This is a genomic window from Shewanella putrefaciens, assembly GCF_016406325.1.
GTDB lineage: Bacteria > Pseudomonadota > Gammaproteobacteria > Enterobacterales > Shewanellaceae > Shewanella > Shewanella putrefaciens.
In genome coordinates, this window is the sequence record NZ_CP066370.1 from 954,368 (window position 1) to 971,149 (window position 16,782).

Sequence of the window (16,782 nt, forward strand, 5' to 3'; positions counted from 1 at the left end):
CCCATCATTAGCGCACTTTGGTGATTAGAGTCCAAATTGATCTAAGTTAATCCCAATTGTGATGGCACCTATTGCAGTATCTCCATCCATAACGGGAACCGAAATTTGCACCAGATAGGCTTGGGAGCTAGTGTCAAATTTGACTGGACCTATGTGTTTATCCCCTTTGCCATCTGCGAAGGATTTTTGCCATTTATCCTCATCACCCTGCCAGTAGTCTGATGTTTTACTGGTCATAGCGACGTTAGCACCTTGGTTGTCCATCAGGAAAATTTCTTGGTAGTAAGGTTTACTTGCTTCGTAAGTGGTGAGAAATTTTGCCGCTTCGTTGTTCATTAATGATGACATAAAGTCATCAATACCTTCGGTGGCAATCCATTTTTCATCTAATGTTTTGATTGACTCTAAACTTTTATCTTGGGCATTTTGTGCTTTAACGGCATTCACCAATACCACTTCTCTGCCCAATGGCATCAGTGAATCGGCTAGGTCAATAACGGCTTGGGGGACTTCTTCGGCAAAACTGAAATTACTGCTGAGCACTAGTGCGGCGGCTGACAATATTTTAGCAAGTTTCATGATCTCTATTCCTTAAGCTCATTGTATGTAAGGGGGAAGTCGTTATCTCTTAAAGGGGAAAAGCAAGAAATGATTCGGGTCAGATAGAACAACTATAGTAGAAAATTCAAGTTACTCGGCTTATTTGCAGAAAATTTTATCTGCGGTAATTGGATAAATTAAATCAGTGATAAAAATAAGGCCATATCTGAGTTTTGCAGATATGGCCCTTCGATTGGGGTGAATCGATTAATGATAATCGCTAAGCTTTAACTGGGATTCGCTCTAACACTGCCAGTAGCAATGTCCAATATTGGCCGACAGTGGTGATATTTACCATTTCGTCTGGGCCGTGTGGATAGCGAATGGTGGGGCCAATCGAGACCATGTCCATTTCTGGATAGGGTTTCTTGAATAGACCGCACTCGAGGCCCGCATGGATCACCATAATCACAGGCTCTTTGTGGTAAATGTCTTGATAGGTTTCACGTACTATCGCCATTACAGGTGAACTGTTATCTGGTTTCCAACCTGGGTAAGCGCCGCTTAAATCAATATCGGCTCCGGCTAAGTTAGTTAACGCAGTTAACATACCTTCGACCTGAGTGCGACCAGAATCGATCAGTGAGCGGATAAGGCACAGGATAGTGACTTGTTCATCGTCTGTACTGATAACACCTACGTTGAGTGAAGTTTCAACCACACCTTCAACTTCATCACTCATGCGGATCACGCCATTTGGGCACACATGCAGCAAATCGATCAGGGTATTTTGGCTGTTTTCGCTCATGACGCGTTTGGGCGTTGGGATAGTGTTTAACACTAAACGCATATCTGGGTCGGCAATGGCTAATTCGGTACGGATAAGCGCTTCAAACTCTGCGACTTTTTCGTTTAAGGCGCTGACGTTTTCTTCTGGCAACATAAAGCTGATATTGGCTTCCCGTGGAATAGCATTACGCAGTGAACCGCCGCTAAATTGGGTGAGTTCTAACGCTAACTCATCGGCATTTTCAAACAGAAAACGGGCCAATAGTTTGTTGGCATTGCCACGACCTAAGTGAATGTTCACCCCAGAGTGACCCCCTTTTAAGCCTGATAAGTGTAGGCTAAAGGCCGAGTAACTTTGCTCAGACGCTTGCCACACCATAGGCAGGGTGATTTGAGCATCGACGCCACCGGCGCAGCCCATATAGATTTCACCTTCTTGCTCTGAATCGGTATTGATGAGGATCTCCGCATCTAACATACCCGCTTGTAAACCAAAAGCACCTGTCATGCCTGCTTCTTCATCTATCGTCAGCAGCACTTCTAATGGGCCGTGTTTGATATCATCTGAGCCTAAAATGGCTAAAGCCGATGCCATACCAATACCGTTGTCGGCACCTAAGGTGGTGCCTTTGGCTTTAACCCAGTCGCCATCCACATAGGCTTCGATAGGATCTTTAGTAAAGTCATGCACTTTATCGGCATTCTTCTGTGGCACCATATCGATATGGGCTTGAATTACCACGGTCTTACGATTTTCCATACCGGGCGTCGCAGGTTTACGGATGATTAAGTTGCCAACGGCATCTTCGACTACGGCGAGTTGCTTATCTTTAGCCCACGCTTGGATGTGCTGGCTTAAGGCTTGCTCGTGTTTAGAAGGGTGGGGAATCGCGCAGATCTGTTCAAACCATTGCCATAATGGTTGTGGGTATAACTGACTTAAGGCTGTCACTTGAGTGTCCCTCATAAGGTCTTGTGGGTATAGGGCAAATTTGCGGCCATTCTAGCACATTCTGTGCAGCCAAATAATCACAGCGTCACAGGCTTTTGCTGAGCTGGCAGCCAAAGTTGCCAGTTCGGCTTTTTCTGGGAGTGTCGATACCATTTTTAGATTGGTAATTAGGCGATAGAGCGGGAATAATGCAGGCACAATAATGAAAAAGGATGGGTCATGTTTCAAGTTAACTTCGTTGATGTAAAAGCAGAAAGTGCCATTTTTGATGGTGAAGGCTGGGATGCAGTTGTGGTGGTGACGCCCGATCTGGATTCTATCGGTTTTGATGAGATAGGCTTATTGGCTCAGCACGGTGCCCATGTGGATAAACGTGTCGGTAAGAGCCCGACATTACTGTTTGCCCCAGGGCTGGCGGGAGGTCGCTTAATTATCGCGCCTATTACCCAAGTGAGCGATGAGTATGTTGATGTGCGAGTGTACGCCGATGCTGCAAGAGCGGCGATTGCCATTGCAAAAGAGGCAGGCGCACAACGTCCGCTGCTCTATGTGGTGCCATCGAAGGACGCGCGTTTTGGTTTTGCCTCTGAAGTCGCGGCGTTAGCTTGCGGTCAAGAATTATGGCAAACCTTAGAACTGCGTGAGGCGACGGGCTTAATGCCGGCATTTGAGGCCATAGGCCTATTATCTTCAGCAACCCATAACAGCAATTTACTCAATGCCTTAGAAGCAGGGCGGGTATTAGCGCGGGATTTATGTGGTACTGAGCCAGAGCGTATGTCGGCTAAAGCCTTTGCCGATTATTGCCTGCAATCCTTTAAAGGCAGCGTGATCAAAACTTCGGTAGTGGAAGATAGAGATATTTTAGAGCGTGATTATCCGCTGCTCAGTGCTGTGGCACGTTCTTCTTTTGCCGTTAGTCGTCATCAACCTCGCGTGGTTAAATTAGAATATCAGCCAGAAGGGAAGGTGACTCGCACTTTCTTGTTTGCGGGTAAGGGTGTGATTTACGATACGGGCGGTGCCGATCTGAAAGTCGGTGGTGCTATGGCGGGCATGAGTCGCGATAAAGGCGGCGCTTCTGCCGTGGCGGGGCTATTTAAAACCCTATCAATGCTTAAACCTAAAGGTATTCGAGTGATTGCCGAGTTGGGCTTAGTGCGTAACAGCATAGGCAGCGAAGCCTTTGTGACCGATGAAATTATTACGAGCCATGCAGGCGTACGGGTACGCATTGGTAATACGGATGCCGAAGGGCGTTTAGTGCTGGCGGATTTACTGAGCCATTTACGGATTAAAGCCGTGTCGGCGGTGCAGCCTGAACTATTTTCGGTTGCAACACTCACAGGCCATGTTGTGCGTTGTTATGGCGGTTATCCCGCGGCGGTAGAAAACTCAGTAGCAAGTTTGCAGCAATGTGCCATGACTTTACAACAGCAGGCGAGTCAGTGGGGCGAACCCTTCGAAGTGTCGACCTTACGCCGTGAAGATTTTGCCAAAATCCGCGATGTCTCTGGCGCTGCTGACATCTTATCTTCCAATAATGCGCCGTCATCGGTGACAGCCCGTGGACATCAATATCCTGCAGCGTTTTTATTGAAGGCGTCGGGGCTATTTGATCACGGGATAAATGCACCTATTCCCTTAGCTTATACTCACTTAGATATTGCCGGCAGTGCGACCGAAGGGGATCCGCTGTATGGTAAACCGACGGCCAGTCCACTCGTGGCGCTGTATCAATATGTGATCAATCGATAACGGGTCGCAACAAATAGAAATAATTCTGTAATATTTTACTTATTAGGTGGTTACAGGATTATTTCTGTTTTTATGTGAAGCAGATCGCCATTAACCCCAGTATAATTGTGTAATTTAATTACATTAAAAAGCCTTAATGAAAAAAAATACAAATAAAGGTTGTAATAAAACTACAAAACCATATAATTGCTTCCGTGGATTAGGCACTACGTCTTTCCTCTCTAGTCTATCCAGGATGGATATTTTTCTCCAAGGACCCGAGTGACAAGTCGTCTCAACGGATTTGAGAATCTCTAGTTCCAAGGAACCGAGCCAAGCTTCACTAGAGTACTTAATCACAACTAATTTAGGAGCATTGACTATGTCTTATACAGGCAACAACCATTTTTATTGGCAAAACACTTGGTTTAACACTGATGTTTTGCGTGGCGGTTTATTCGCCATGAGCTTTAAGGCCTAACCCTCCTTAAAGTGTAAGTTTCCATCATCCATCAACCTTTGTATCGCCTTTTTTGGCGTGTTTAGACTCAAGTAGCATATCGGTGTTTTTGCATGGGTATGCCAGGTTTTTCCCGCTAGCGCGGTAATGTACTTCCCCGAAAGGGACGCTTGAAATATGTCTTTGCCTGCTCATTGAGCAGGCTTTTTTTTGCCTGTCGTTTGTTGTGCTGGATTAATTGTTACTATTTACTAGTGATCCATCGTCCTTTCATTTTAAAAAACTATCCCTATAGGCTCGACGGCGGCATCCATGCCACCAACGGTCACAAGCTAAAATCGGGTAAAATCGAGCCACCCATGGTAAATCGCATGATTTAGGATCCTCTACTAGACTCAGTAAAAGTGTTGATGGGAGGATTTGCTATGCCGCGCCCAAGAAGAACTCAGATCAGTGTTGAGGACACGCCTTTCTACCATTGTTGCAGTCGTGTCGTTCGACGTGCTTTTTTATGTGGCGATGATGATTACTCAGGTAAAAACTATGACCATCGCCGAGCTTGGGTTGAGTCGTTATTGTTTAAACTTGAAGCGATTTTTGCGATAGATGTGGTTGCCTTTGCGGTGATGTCCAATCATCTACATGTGGTTTTACGCATTGATGTAGAGACAGCAAACCGCTGGAGCGATAGGGAGGTGCTTGAGCAATGGCATAAGTTATTTAAAGGCAATGAATTAACGCAAAAATTCGCTAAAGGTGAGTTGGTCGAGGCCCATGAGGTCAACAGATTAAAACATAGCATCGCGACGTATCGAAGCCGTTTATGTGACATCAGTTGGTTCATGCGTTGCTTAAATGAGCCGATAGCAAGGCAAGCAAATCAAGAAGATAACTGTACAGGTCGTTTCTGGGAAGGCCGTTTTAAATCGCAGGCCTTACTCGATGAGACCGCAGTTTTAGCCTGTATGGCGTATGTTGATTTGAATCCTATCAGAGCTAAAATGGCCAATACACTGGAGCAATCAGATCACACCAGTATTCAACTGCGTATTCGGGCAGCATTGAAAGGTGAGCAGCCCAAAAATCTACTGCCTTTTATTGGTAATGAACGCGAAAACCAGCCCAATGGCATTGCGTTTTCATTAGTAGATTATCTTCAATTGGTGGAGGATACAGGTCGAATTATTCGAAATGACAGATGTGGTGCTATCAGTGACAATAGCGCTAAGCTACTGACGAGTTTGAATATCCAACAAGACAACTGGCTCAAGCTCACCACAGAGTTTGGCAAGTTGTTTCATGGCCCTGTGGGAACATTGCAAGAACTTACCGATTACTGTGAGCATTTAGAGAAGCGACGACGGCACTTTGCGTCTTGCTGCCAGCACCTCAAAGCTGGCTGACTTCGAGCCTATTCATCGGCTTTACCTTTTAAAACGGCCAACCAGACAATGGGTTGGGTGACTCTTGCTAAAAATCACTATTTTTCCATCAAATTGCCCGATTTAGTCGATCATCATCCATTTGAAGCATACCTTGTCAGTCTTTTTGCGACTAAGTGACTTTCCGTTGCTTGAAGCCAAGCCCAGAGTGCATTATGTTGTTGTTTTAACTTGGGTGGCCTAATTCATGTTTGCTATTGATGTGGCCGCCTTTGCACTCTTGTAAATGAACGGGAGGGTCGAATCATCTCCATGTGGTGCTGCGGGTCGATATCGACAGCGCGAATCGTTGGACTGACCACGAAGTACTTGAGCAGTGGCATAAGTAGTTTAAAGGCGATGAATTAACACAAAAATTCGCTAAAGGTGAGTTGGTTGAGGCCATGAGGTCAACAGGTTAAGGCATGCAATTGCCATTTATCGCAGTCGATTATGTGATATCAGTTGGTTTATGCGCTGCCTCAACGAACCCATCGCAAGACAAACGAATCAAGAAGATAACTGTACAGGTCGTTTCTGGGAAGGGCGATTTACCTATTTCTTTTATAGAGAATCAAGCTCTACTCGATGAAGCCGCAATGTTAACCTGCATGGCCTACGTTGATTTGAATCCCATTAGAGCCCAACTGGCTGATACACCAGAACAATCCGACCATACCAGTATTCAACTGCGTATTCGGGCCGCATTGAAAGGTGAGCAGCCTAAAAATCTACTGCCTTTTATCGTTAATGAGCGCGACAACCAGCCCAATGGCATTGCGTTTTTATTATCGGACTACCTTGAATTGGTCGATGATACAGGCCGAATTATTCGAAGCGACAAACGTGGGGCAATCAGTGAGAATAGTGCTAAGTTACTGGCAAGATTAAATATCTCACATGACAATTGGCTCAAGCTCACTACTGAGTTTGGCAAGCTATTTCGCGGTCCGGTGGGTACGCTGCAAGAACTCACTGATTACTGCGAACATCTAGAAAAGCGACGACGGCACTTTGCCGCAAGCTGTCAGCACTTTCACAGCAACTAACTGTAATCCTGCTTAACCAAACCCATCACTACCCATTTGTTTTATTGGGTGGATTAGCATGTCTTAAATACACCATTTTTAATGAGTTAGCTCATTTTCATGCCTTAGCTTTAGCTCTTCAACTTTTGATGACTCTCATTTACTCCATTTTAGTTAGTACAAGTTGTAGACAAACCGAAAGTGCATTATGTTGTTGATCTAAAATGGATGGCCAGATTTTTAGATTTTTTAGATTTTTTAGATTTTTTAGATTTTTTAGATTTTTTAGATGGTCAGATTTTTTACCTCTGACAATTCATTCAAGCAGACGCCGCTTCGCGTCGCGGCTTAATTCTGTCGTTGTGTGCTTAACGCTGTGTGCTTAAAGGAGTTTTATTGGTGAAATGGAGTAAGTTGAAATCGCTGGTAGAAGACAAGTTTTCTCAATCCCTTAGTGGGAGAGTTGCTATTTTCAGCACAAGATATGGTAATTGTACTTGTGGTCACGCTTGGCTGACACTTGATAAGGAAGTTATCGCTAATTTCTGTACAAGAGCATTCTGGAATCGCGCTGCTGGCGATTACCATTTTAAGGATGGACGGTGGGTTACAGACTCACCAGTTCCTGAGCATATATCTGCACACCAGAAAAAGTTTTACGGCGAAATGGAGTACGGTGAACTATCAAGGCAAGATGTTTATGAGGCTTGCTGGAGTTTCGTGCACGATCTTACCATTGATGAGTCTATATCTTCTGAAGATCCTTTAATTCAGTCACTTGCTATGCTTGATAAACGCTTGGGGAAACGCAGATTAAAATCTATAGATCAAGCTAAGTTGCACTCTTTAGCAAAAAAGCTACTAACTGTGCGTCTAGAATCCGAAGGTGTTCGAGTGGTAAGCACATAACAACCACTCTTGCTCGAACAAACATGCAGGCTTCCTTCACTTTGCTATTATTTTAGTGTGCTCCCATTTGGGGTGTTAACCCATAGAAATTTTTATCCGAAATTTATGTGTTAGAGCTTAGAACCTAGCTCACTTTTGTCCAAAAACAAGTCGCATATCTACTTTAAAACAAACAGGCTACACCGATGTTAAACAGGTGAGCCATGGTGATTGGCGAGACGACCGTCCGCCCCATGGACGGGGCGGTCGAGCATCCACGGATGGACTCGCTGCGTGTCGGTGAGCGAATGCCATGGCTCATCATAAGCCAGCACTTAAAGAATTAAATGACCAAGTTTGATCCTCAGCAGTGCTATCCAGAAATTCTTAAAGTACTTCTGTCCCAAAGTGAGTTTATGTTTAATCGAATGACTTAGCTTAAATCTAATCAGTCTAAGATAATGAGGCTTAATTAACTCGTCATTAAGCCCTGAAAAAATACGCGGCAAACCCTGCCCAACTTAATAGTAAGAGTGTTATGGCAACCCAAGTGGCGGTGGTGAATTGACGTTGAGATACAAATAATTCCTCTGAGTCCTCTTGTTCATCCATGTTATTCACTGCGCGAGATTTTGCTCTCAACTCTTGTTTACGTGCTTTATCCCGTTCACGAGCTTTGGCTTTTTGAAGCTTTTTATACTCGGCGATGCCTTTTTCAATCCCTTGGGCGATGAGTTTTGTTTGCTCTTTGGTTTGTCCCGGTTTTTGGGTGGCTTTTGCTGCAATCATTGCTTCTTGCTGGGTTTCTGTCGAGATAGTGGGTTTCATCTGGATTCTGCCTAAGTTAACGCGGCGGTGGCTAAAACATTATCGCTAAAAGTGTAAACGTAGCGATTATACCCACATTGGACTGCAAAAACGTAAGTTGATTATCCTGATTTCATTAAAAAATCAGTGGATGTCCCCCCTGTGGGGCGGGGACATATATAGGCTCGTAGTCCCATACTTCTCGAATGATATCTACCGATAGCGCTTCAGTTGGTGTACCTTGGCTTACTATTTCTCCTTGTTTTAATACGATTAATTGGTCGCTATAGCGAGCCGCTTGGTTTAGGTCATGCAGTACTACTATCACAGTGTAGGCTTGTTGGTGAGCTAAGTTTTGCGCTAACTCAAGCACTCTATGCTGCTGGGCGAGATCTAATGCCGATGTCGGTTCATCTAATAACAGTATGGGAGGAAAGGGCGATTGACTGAGCTGAGTTAACACGCGGGCGAGTTGGACTCGCTGTTTTTCACCACCCGAAAGGGTTGGATAGCTGCGCTTAGCCAGATGAGTTAAACCGACTTCAGCTAGTTTTTGCTCAACAAGAATATCCCCTTCTTTTTTACTGAGAGTTAAGGGGTATAACCCCATAGCAACGACTTCAGTCACACTAAAGGGAAACGTTAAACTCGCGTGTTGTGGCAGTACCGCTAAGGATTTTGCCAGATCGCTCCTTGGCCAATCCACTAGTTGGCTATGACCGAGTTGTATGCATTGCCTAGGCGTGCTGATTTCTTGGCAAAGTGCTTTAAGCAAGGTTGATTTTCCTGCACCATTAGGGCCGAGTAATGCCGTAACTGCGCCTGATTGAAATTGCACATTTATGTCCCGTAATACGGCTTTTTGTCCAATGGATACATTTAGCTGGCAAATATTCAACTGAGTACGCGTTGCATCTACTGTGCTGGAATAACGCGTTTCTGAAAGATGGCTAGTCAACATAAAAGGGCTCGTTTAGGTTAACTTACTGCGTTGTTGCAGTAATAAAAAGATAAAGAAAGGCGCGCCAAGCAATGCTGTGACCAGCCCTACGGGTAATTCTGCTGGTGGTAAAAACGCTCTGGCACCAATATCGGCAAGTGCCAGTAAGGTGGCGCCTAAAAGTGCGCTGAGCGGGAGGAGTTGTCTATGATCTGGGCCGAGTATCATGCGTACCAAGTGAGGTACCACTAAACCGATAAAGCCAATAATGCCTGTTGCTGCGACGCTAACTCCCACACCGAGTGCGCAGAGTAAAATCAACCTAAGTTTGAGCCTATCAACATCGATCCCAAGATGACGAGCCTCAGCCTCCCCCAGTAGCAAGGCATTTAGCGCCCTCGCATCTTGATAAAATCGCCAACTGATAAAAACTAAGGTCGCCACACACAGGCTGACATATATCCATTGTGCTCCTGCAATCGAGCCCATTTGCCAGAGGGTGAGATCCCTCAATGCCATATCATTTGCAAGGTAGGTGAGCACACCAATCCCCGCTCCAGCCAGTGCGGCTATTGCAACACCTGAAAGCAATAGGAGCACGACTGAGGTTCCCGTTGGGCTACTGGCAAGGCGATAGACAACAAGCGTTGTTATTAAGCCAGCAACAAAGGCACTTATTGGGATCATTAAGGGATGGGTGTTGGGTAATAGCACAATACAAATGGCGGCACCAAGCGCTGCGCCAGGCGATACGCCGATAATGCCGGGATCCGCCAAGGGGTTACGGAATAACCCCTGCATCACAGCTCCACATTGGGCAAGTATTGCTCCCACGGCTAATGCCAGTAATGTCCGTGGCAGGCGCACATTATTGATGACAAGTTGTTCATGTGGCGCAATATTGCCAATATTCTGCTGGGTCGCCCAATTGACCACTGCACGCAGGGCATCGATTAAACTGATACTGACAGGGCCTGTGCTCACTGAGAGTAAGCAGCTTAAGCCTAACAGTATGGTTAGGCCAAGCCAGAGCCAATGGGTTACTTGCCAGCGATTAAGCTGCATCGCGACTATTCCTATTTTGAAGGTGTTATTAACGATAGGGACTGTTGACTATTATTGATGAGTGTCGTAGCAAGTGTATCTGCTGCATTTATTGCACTTAATCCGAGCCCTCCGAGCAGTGCTTGTGCGGCAAGATTTTGAATGTGTCCGTTTTTACCTGCAGGTGTATGAGCGATTAGGGGCATTTCTTGCAGCAACTCTTGGGTAATTTGCTCATTGGTTTTTTCATCGGGGGTATCGCTTCGTTTTGACAATAGGATAATGTCGGGTTGTAAAGATAAAATTCCCTCTTGAGACAGGGTCTTATAACCCTCAAAGTCGGCGATATTCGTCGCGCCGGATAACTCAATAATGATATCTGCCGCGGTACCTTTTCCGCCAACCCGTGCACCGCGCCCTTCTTGCAATAACATAAACAGAATTTTAGGTGGGGTAGTAGCATGGTGAATTTGCTGTTTTTTAGCGTGTAAGTTTTGAAGCTGTATATGTAAATCCTGTTTTAATTTAGTTGCATTATCTTGGCGATCAAGTAACAGACCTAATCTATCCACATTGTCCATTAACTGTGATTCATCGGTTGTTGCGGGTAATTGCACCACTTTAATATTGGCCTGTTTGAGTACCTTAAGCGTAGTGTCAGGCCCCATCACATCTGAGCCGATAACCAGTGTGGGGGAAAGCGCGATAATCCCCTCAGCGGAGAGCATTCTGTGGTAGCCCAATTTAGCAACATGGCTCAATTGTTCAGGGAGATAGCTGGTGGAGTCGATGGCAACTAATTTATCACCAGCATCAAGTGCAAGTACCAGTTCAGTGACACCCGCCCCCGCACTCACTAACCTGATATCTTGCTCGGCGCTCACGGCATTAGGTGGGAAACCTATAGCGGAAAAAACCAGTGTCGATGAAAAAAATGCCGTGGTTACAAAACGTGATAGTGATTTATGTGCATGACGTTGTAGCCGATTATTGAGGTGATTTAATCCATTGTTATATCTCAATTGAGTGATGCATTTTAACGTGATAGTGCTGATAACACTCGCGGTTTGGTACAACATAATAAACTCCTTATTCATTTATTCTCCGCCGATTGCGATGCGCGGTTTGCTACTTGTTAACGTGCACTATTGCTCGTTCTCGGGATTATTGTTCCATCAAGATTTGAGTCTGGCTGATGGATTGTGCTTGCAGAAGCGCCAGTAGTTGCATTAAAGGTTCTACGGGCGCGGCTTTGTCGGCCGCAATAATCACGGTTGCTTCAGGCATCGTCTGAAAACGCGCGGTAAAGGCGGTGCTAAAAGTCGTTAAGTCAGTAAATGGTTCACCATCAATAGCCCAATAAGGGGCGATTGCCATGATATTGATGGCAATCGTAGGTTTGTTTTCTACCACGCTAATGGCAGAACTTGGGCTCTGAGGCACGTCTACTGGCAAGCTGAGTAGTTGACTATTTGCCGTGAGTAGCAGAAACACCAACACGATAAAAATAATGTCGATGAGTGCCGTTAAATCGATATTTGGTAGCTGATCGGGTGTGGATATCCCATTGGGAGTGATGGATTTATCAGGGGTGATCATCATTGAGGCTCTGCGTGGGTATTGAGCGGCTTAATAGGGTTATTAGCTCGCTCAAACGCTTGATATGCATTGGCATTGATAGAGATATCTTCGATACCTGCTAACCAAAGATTAAGTTGATTCAATATATGGCTAGTGCGTAGGCATTGCCCTTGTGCCCAAATTCCAAAAAGATGGGCCGCGGTAATGGCGGGTACGGCAATAATGAGTCCGGCTGCCGTGGTGTTCATCGCAAGTCCTAAACCGGCGCTGAGTTGCGCTGGCGTCACTGGGCCTTGGGATTGACCGAGTTCTGCAAACATATCAATCAATCCTAAAACTGTGCCAAGTAATCCAAGTAAAGGGTTAATAATGCCAATCACTTGTAGTACCTTTAGCCCTGCCTGTAGGTCACGCTGCTGCTTATTGAGCCACAGACTCAGTAATTCTTCCCTGAGTGTTTTAGGTTGGTGAACTTGCTTGAGCAGTAAGGTGGCACCGCGGGCAAGTAAATCGTTTTGCACACTTGTTTGTGCGAGCAAAGTATTAATGTTTTCTGTTGTTGCCGTTGAGGTTGAACGACGAAGATTTTTTATCCATGCCTGTTTTTGCGGCAGGATAGATAACAAGGTTTGATGTAAAAATAAGGCACTACGTTCAAGACAGATCATTAACGCGAGAAAAGCGCATAACAACAATGGCCAAGTCAGTACGCCAAGCTGTGTCTGTAAAGTTGAAAAGTCGGTCATGGGCATTAAGTCTCTATAATCATGATAATTATCATTTGAGCGGTTTGTTTAACGGTCGCCATAAATGGTTAATTGAGTGCAAAACGGATTGGGACTCTGACCTTATAATGACTTGCCAGTTTTTGGGGTGGCGCTTCAAATTGCCAAGTCTCAACGGCTTCAAGTGCGGCCTTGTCTAACAAGCTAAATCCTGAACTTTTCACTAGGGTAAGTGCTAATTGCTCACCCCATTCGTTAAACATGACTTCTACCATTGCTGTGCCTTCTAACCCTTTTTTACGTGCAATGCGTGGATAATTGGGTCGAGGTGGTGGCGTAGTAAAAAGCGGTTTTTCTAATTCCACTATATTGGTTTTAATGCTGGTGGTTTGGTGAGTTGATTGAGTTAACTCAGCCGCCATTTCAGTCTTTGCTTGTTTTTTTTCTATATGATTTGCTGTTGTTATTTCAGAAAGCTGAGATAAGGTGGCATCGGCTAACCTCGGTTCAGCCTCTGTGGGTGGATTAACGGTTTTAGCTTGGCTTGCCGTTTTAGCTGAAGAAGGTTTGAGCATAGGCGTATCAACTGATGTTGATTTAATGCTGTGGTTTTCAACTTTTGCGGTGATGGTTTGTTCTGTATTTGATTCCGTGCTTTTGGGTGGCGTGATAATAGGTTCAGTAGCCTTAGTTTTTGCCACGTCAGTTTTCGCCACGTCAGGGTTAGCAAGGTTTTTCACCGGTATCGCTAAACTTAGGCTCACATGATTTGCACCACGGTTTAGTGTGGAGGCAGATGTCATCGATATTGCATTCAATTGCTGTGGGACGATAGACGGCTGTGAGGCAATAACCCCAGATTGGATAGCGATAGTTAACGCGCCAAAGGCCAAATATCGTTTTGGTGTCACAGTAATCTCACCTCCTAAAAAGAAATACATCCCAGCGTTTAAGCATTTTCGCTAATTAAGATACTGCAATATAAATAAGATCGCAAATGATAATGATTACCATTTGATCTATTTTATTATCTCAGGTAGAGTGCCAGCAATTGCTTGAATAGGTGCTCAAAAAAGCAGCTATCTCGCCAATGATACCCATTTACACTTTTTATTGAGTGTTGAGTCAGGGGAATTGAATGGATATAACGAGATATCACTTGAGGATAAAGAGATGAAAAAAAAGCCATTAGTCATCGCGATGGCGGTAGCGCTGAGTAGTTCGACGCTGAGTTTTACATTAGCTGCCGAAGACGTTACTAAGGCAGAGATTCAAGAGAGTGCCGATAAAAAACTGATTACTACTGAGTTTGATGAAGTCCTTGTGAGTGCGACACGCATCAGTGAAAAAGCCTCCGAAACTAGCCGTAGCGTGGCCGTTGTGGGTGAAGAACAGCTTGCGATTGCGCAAGCTTCTTCTGTGGCAAATGCGCTTAAACATGAGGCCAATATTTCGCTGACTAATGGCCCAAGAGCTTCATCGCAAGGGGTTGAAATCCGTGGTTTAAGTGGCGATAGAATTCTGCAAACGATCGATGGTGCAAGGCAAAATACCAGTTCAGGTCATAGGGGAACATATTTTATGGATCCTGAACTACTCAAATCGATTGAGGTATTGCGTGGACCCGCGAGTAGTTTGTGGGGGAGCGGTGCCTTAGGTGGTGTAGTCGCCCAGAATACTAAGTCCGCAAAAGACTTTTTAGCCCCAAATGAGAAATTTGGTGGTTATCTTCAGCAGGGATATGAAACCAATGGCGATCGCGTTAAAACCAGTGGTGCCGTTTATGGACAAGAAGGCACGATTGATTGGTTACTCAATGGTTCCTATTTCGATTCAAATAATATTAAAACTGGTAACGATGAAACCCTGATCAATAGTGCATCCGATGGTGGCAGTGGTTTGGCTAAACTAGGTTGGCAAGCTGACGAGGCATCACGGTTAGAATTATCAGCAAGGGTTAATAAAACCAACGAATTAGTACCAAGTAATCCCTCTACTGTGGTCAGCAGTTCAGTTCCCTTAGTTCGTCGCCAAACGGATGATCAAAATATCACGTTAAATTATAGCCTTAACCCTACTAATAACCCTTATTTGGACACTAAAGTACAAGTGTATTGGAATAGTACGGACTACGACGAAGACCGCGTGACTAAGGGTCAAAAGGATAGCACTGAGTTTAGAACCGTAGGCGTAAATCTGAATAACAGTTCGCGCTTAGGCAATACCAAGTTGACCTATGGCGTTGATGGTTACCGCGATACCATCGAAACCGTTCGTGACGATAGCGGACAAGTCGGGCAGCGCCCCGGAAACATTGATGGTGAAAGCACTGTTTGGGGAGCTTTTACCCGTGCAGATATTGAGTTGATTAAGACCCTCAACTTAGATGCCGCCCTGCGCTATGACAACTTTAAAAATGACAGTAATAACCTCAACATGTCATCGGATGATAATGAATTATCACCTTCTCTTGGTTTGAGCTGGCAGACTCAACCTTGGTTAACATTAAGTGCCCGCTATGACCAAGCGTTCCGCGCGCCTACGGTGGAGGAAATGTATTCCAGCGGGACGCATTATTGTATTCCGCCTATCCCAGGATTCTTACCCCAAGGTCTGTGTAACACCTTTGCGACCAATCCGAATTTAAAGCCTGAAACCGCTCGTAATAAAGAAATTAAAGCGGACTTACGTTTTAGTGACTTGGCGGGTGATGATGAACTGGCGGTGACCTTAAACGTCTTCCGTAACGATGTTGACGACTTTATTGTGCAGCAGGTTTCTAACCCTTGGCGTGGTATTCCAGGATTTGAGCAAACCACGTCATGGAATAACGTCGAAGATGCTCGTTTAACGGGTTTTGAAATTAGTGGCCGTTATCGCATTGGTCAAACTCGTTTAGCCATGAATTATGGTCAAACCCATGGCGAAGATCGTAAGACAGGGGAATATATTGAAGGAATACCTGCCAATAAATTCAATGTCGACTTATCTCAAGGCATTATGGATGGCGATATGAAACTGGGCACCCGAGTCACCTATGTCGCCAGTCAGTCAAATACACCTGATGGATACAGTGTGGCGAAATACGATGATTACAAACTGTGGGATATCTACGTTGCATGGGAGCCTACTATGGGGGTGATGTCGGGTGTGAGAGTGGATTTTGCCGTTGAAAATATCGGTGATGAACAGTATCAACAGGCATGGCAAACCTTGTATCAGCCAGGGCGAAATATGAAGTTATCGGCGCGTTACATGTTCTAAATGCCGGTTTGAGGAGCAAGATAAAGATGACCCTTGATACCCATATCATGGCAAGTATCGAACCCGATACAGAACAGGTCGCGCGGCATAGCATGCTTAGACAGCGATTTGAACAGCAAGCCGATTTAATGCCAGCGCAACTTGCGAGTGAATTAGGCATTGCAGAAATGGAAGTGGTAGCTGCATTACCGCCAGAACAAGTGGTTTTTGTGCCACTAACGCAGCTCGATACTTTGCTACAAATGCTGCCAGAGTGGGGAAACTTAACCACGATTGTGATGCTTTCTGGCAGTGTATTTGAATTTAAAGGTGACTTTCCTCAGGGTAAATATGCCCACGGTTACTACAACCTCTACAGTAAGGGAGATGGGCTACATGGGCACCTCAAGTTAGATACCATGCGTGGTATTGCACTTATTAGCCGTCCTTTTAGGGGGAGTGAGAGCCATTCGATCAACTTCTTCGGTAGCGAGGGGGAGGTTGTGTTTAAGGTGTATCTCGGCCGTGATAAACAAAGGGCGCTATTTCCTGAGCAAGTGCGACAATTTAAAGCATTAGCGGCCCGTTTTGTATTGTCAGATTTAAGCTCGAATGTGTAAAAATTAA

Annotated in this window: 14 protein-coding genes and 1 pseudogene; 6 read left to right on the forward strand and 9 right to left on the reverse strand. The window is 45.1% G+C overall.

What is annotated here, in order from left to right; all coding sequences use genetic code 11:
* Positions 1–24: 24 nt before the first annotated feature.
* Both JEZ96_RS04355 and JEZ96_RS04360 read right to left on the reverse strand, forming a co-directional pair.
* Positions 25–579, reverse strand: coding sequence for a cache domain-containing protein (locus JEZ96_RS04355; protein WP_025008815.1), 555 nt, complete (start codon positions 577–579; stop codon positions 25–27).
* A gap of 241 nt (positions 580–820) precedes the next feature.
* Complete coding sequence (locus JEZ96_RS04360) at positions 821–2,281, reverse strand: aminoacyl-histidine dipeptidase (protein ID WP_061783027.1); 1,461 nt, start codon at positions 2,279–2,281, stop codon at positions 821–823.
* Positions 2,282–2,500: 219 nt separating this feature from the next.
* Here JEZ96_RS04360 and JEZ96_RS04365 point away from each other — a divergent pair, with 219 nt between their 5' ends.
* From JEZ96_RS04365 to JEZ96_RS04380, 4 genes and pseudogenes are all read left to right on the forward strand, one after another.
* On the forward strand, positions 2,501–4,039 hold the full coding sequence (locus JEZ96_RS04365; protein WP_025008816.1) for a M17 family metallopeptidase: 1,539 nt from the start codon (positions 2,501–2,503) through the stop codon (positions 4,037–4,039).
* Positions 4,040–4,903: 864 nt separating this feature from the next.
* Complete coding sequence (locus tag JEZ96_RS04370) at positions 4,904–5,881, forward strand: hypothetical protein (RefSeq protein WP_025008817.1); 978 nt, start codon at positions 4,904–4,906, stop codon at positions 5,879–5,881.
* Between the two features lie 278 nt (positions 5,882–6,159).
* A pseudogene (locus JEZ96_RS04375) lies at positions 6,160–6,948 on the forward strand (transposase); the annotation flags it as partial.
* A 378-nt stretch (positions 6,949–7,326) separates the two neighbouring features.
* Complete coding sequence (locus JEZ96_RS04380; RefSeq protein ID WP_025008818.1) at positions 7,327–7,836, forward strand: SF0329 family protein; 510 nt, start codon at positions 7,327–7,329, stop codon at positions 7,834–7,836.
* 462 nt (positions 7,837–8,298) lie between these two features.
* On the opposite strand, the gene JEZ96_RS04385 is transcribed toward JEZ96_RS04380, so the two are convergent.
* From JEZ96_RS04385 to JEZ96_RS04415, 7 genes are all read right to left on the reverse strand, one after another.
* Positions 8,299–8,643, reverse strand: coding sequence for a DUF2956 domain-containing protein (locus JEZ96_RS04385; protein ID WP_025008555.1), 345 nt, complete (start codon positions 8,641–8,643; stop codon positions 8,299–8,301).
* Positions 8,644–8,758: 115 nt separating this feature from the next.
* The gene (locus JEZ96_RS04390) at positions 8,759–9,583 is read right to left on the reverse strand and encodes a heme ABC transporter ATP-binding protein (protein WP_011790480.1); all 825 of its coding nucleotides are present in this window, start codon (positions 9,581–9,583) and stop codon (positions 8,759–8,761) included.
* A 12-nt stretch (positions 9,584–9,595) separates the two neighbouring features.
* Positions 9,596–10,627 carry a FecCD family ABC transporter permease gene (locus tag JEZ96_RS04395; RefSeq protein ID WP_128090160.1) on the reverse strand — a complete coding sequence of 344 codons (1,032 nt, stop codon included), beginning with the start codon at positions 10,625–10,627 and terminating at the stop codon, positions 9,596–9,598.
* A gap of 11 nt (positions 10,628–10,638) precedes the next feature.
* Entirely contained in the window at positions 10,639–11,685 is a 1,047-nt protein-coding gene (locus JEZ96_RS04400) for a hemin ABC transporter substrate-binding protein (protein ID WP_025008557.1), read from the reverse strand.
* A gap of 85 nt (positions 11,686–11,770) precedes the next feature.
* Positions 11,771–12,205, reverse strand: coding sequence for an ExbD/TolR family protein (locus tag JEZ96_RS04405; RefSeq protein ID WP_041420639.1), 435 nt, complete (start codon positions 12,203–12,205; stop codon positions 11,771–11,773).
* Positions 12,205–12,939: a MotA/TolQ/ExbB proton channel family protein gene (locus JEZ96_RS04410; RefSeq protein WP_025008558.1), complete on the reverse strand. Its 735-nt coding sequence runs from the start codon at positions 12,937–12,939 to the stop codon at positions 12,205–12,207. Before JEZ96_RS04410 ends, JEZ96_RS04405 begins: the two co-directional genes overlap by 1 nt.
* Before the next feature lie 62 nt (positions 12,940–13,001).
* Positions 13,002–13,853 carry an energy transducer TonB gene (locus tag JEZ96_RS04415; protein WP_061783023.1) on the reverse strand — a complete coding sequence of 284 codons (852 nt, stop codon included), beginning with the start codon at positions 13,851–13,853 and terminating at the stop codon, positions 13,002–13,004.
* A gap of 232 nt (positions 13,854–14,085) precedes the next feature.
* Here JEZ96_RS04415 and JEZ96_RS04420 point away from each other — a divergent pair, with 232 nt between their 5' ends.
* Together JEZ96_RS04420 and hutX are read left to right on the forward strand one after the other, a co-directional pair.
* Positions 14,086–16,176, forward strand: coding sequence for a TonB-dependent hemoglobin/transferrin/lactoferrin family receptor (locus tag JEZ96_RS04420; protein ID WP_025008560.1), 2,091 nt, complete (start codon positions 14,086–14,088; stop codon positions 16,174–16,176).
* Positions 16,177–16,223: 47 nt separating this feature from the next.
* Positions 16,224–16,775: a heme utilization cystosolic carrier protein HutX gene (hutX, locus tag JEZ96_RS04425; protein ID WP_082785950.1), complete on the forward strand. Its 552-nt coding sequence runs from the start codon at positions 16,224–16,226 to the stop codon at positions 16,773–16,775.
* Positions 16,776–16,782 lie beyond the last annotated feature (7 nt).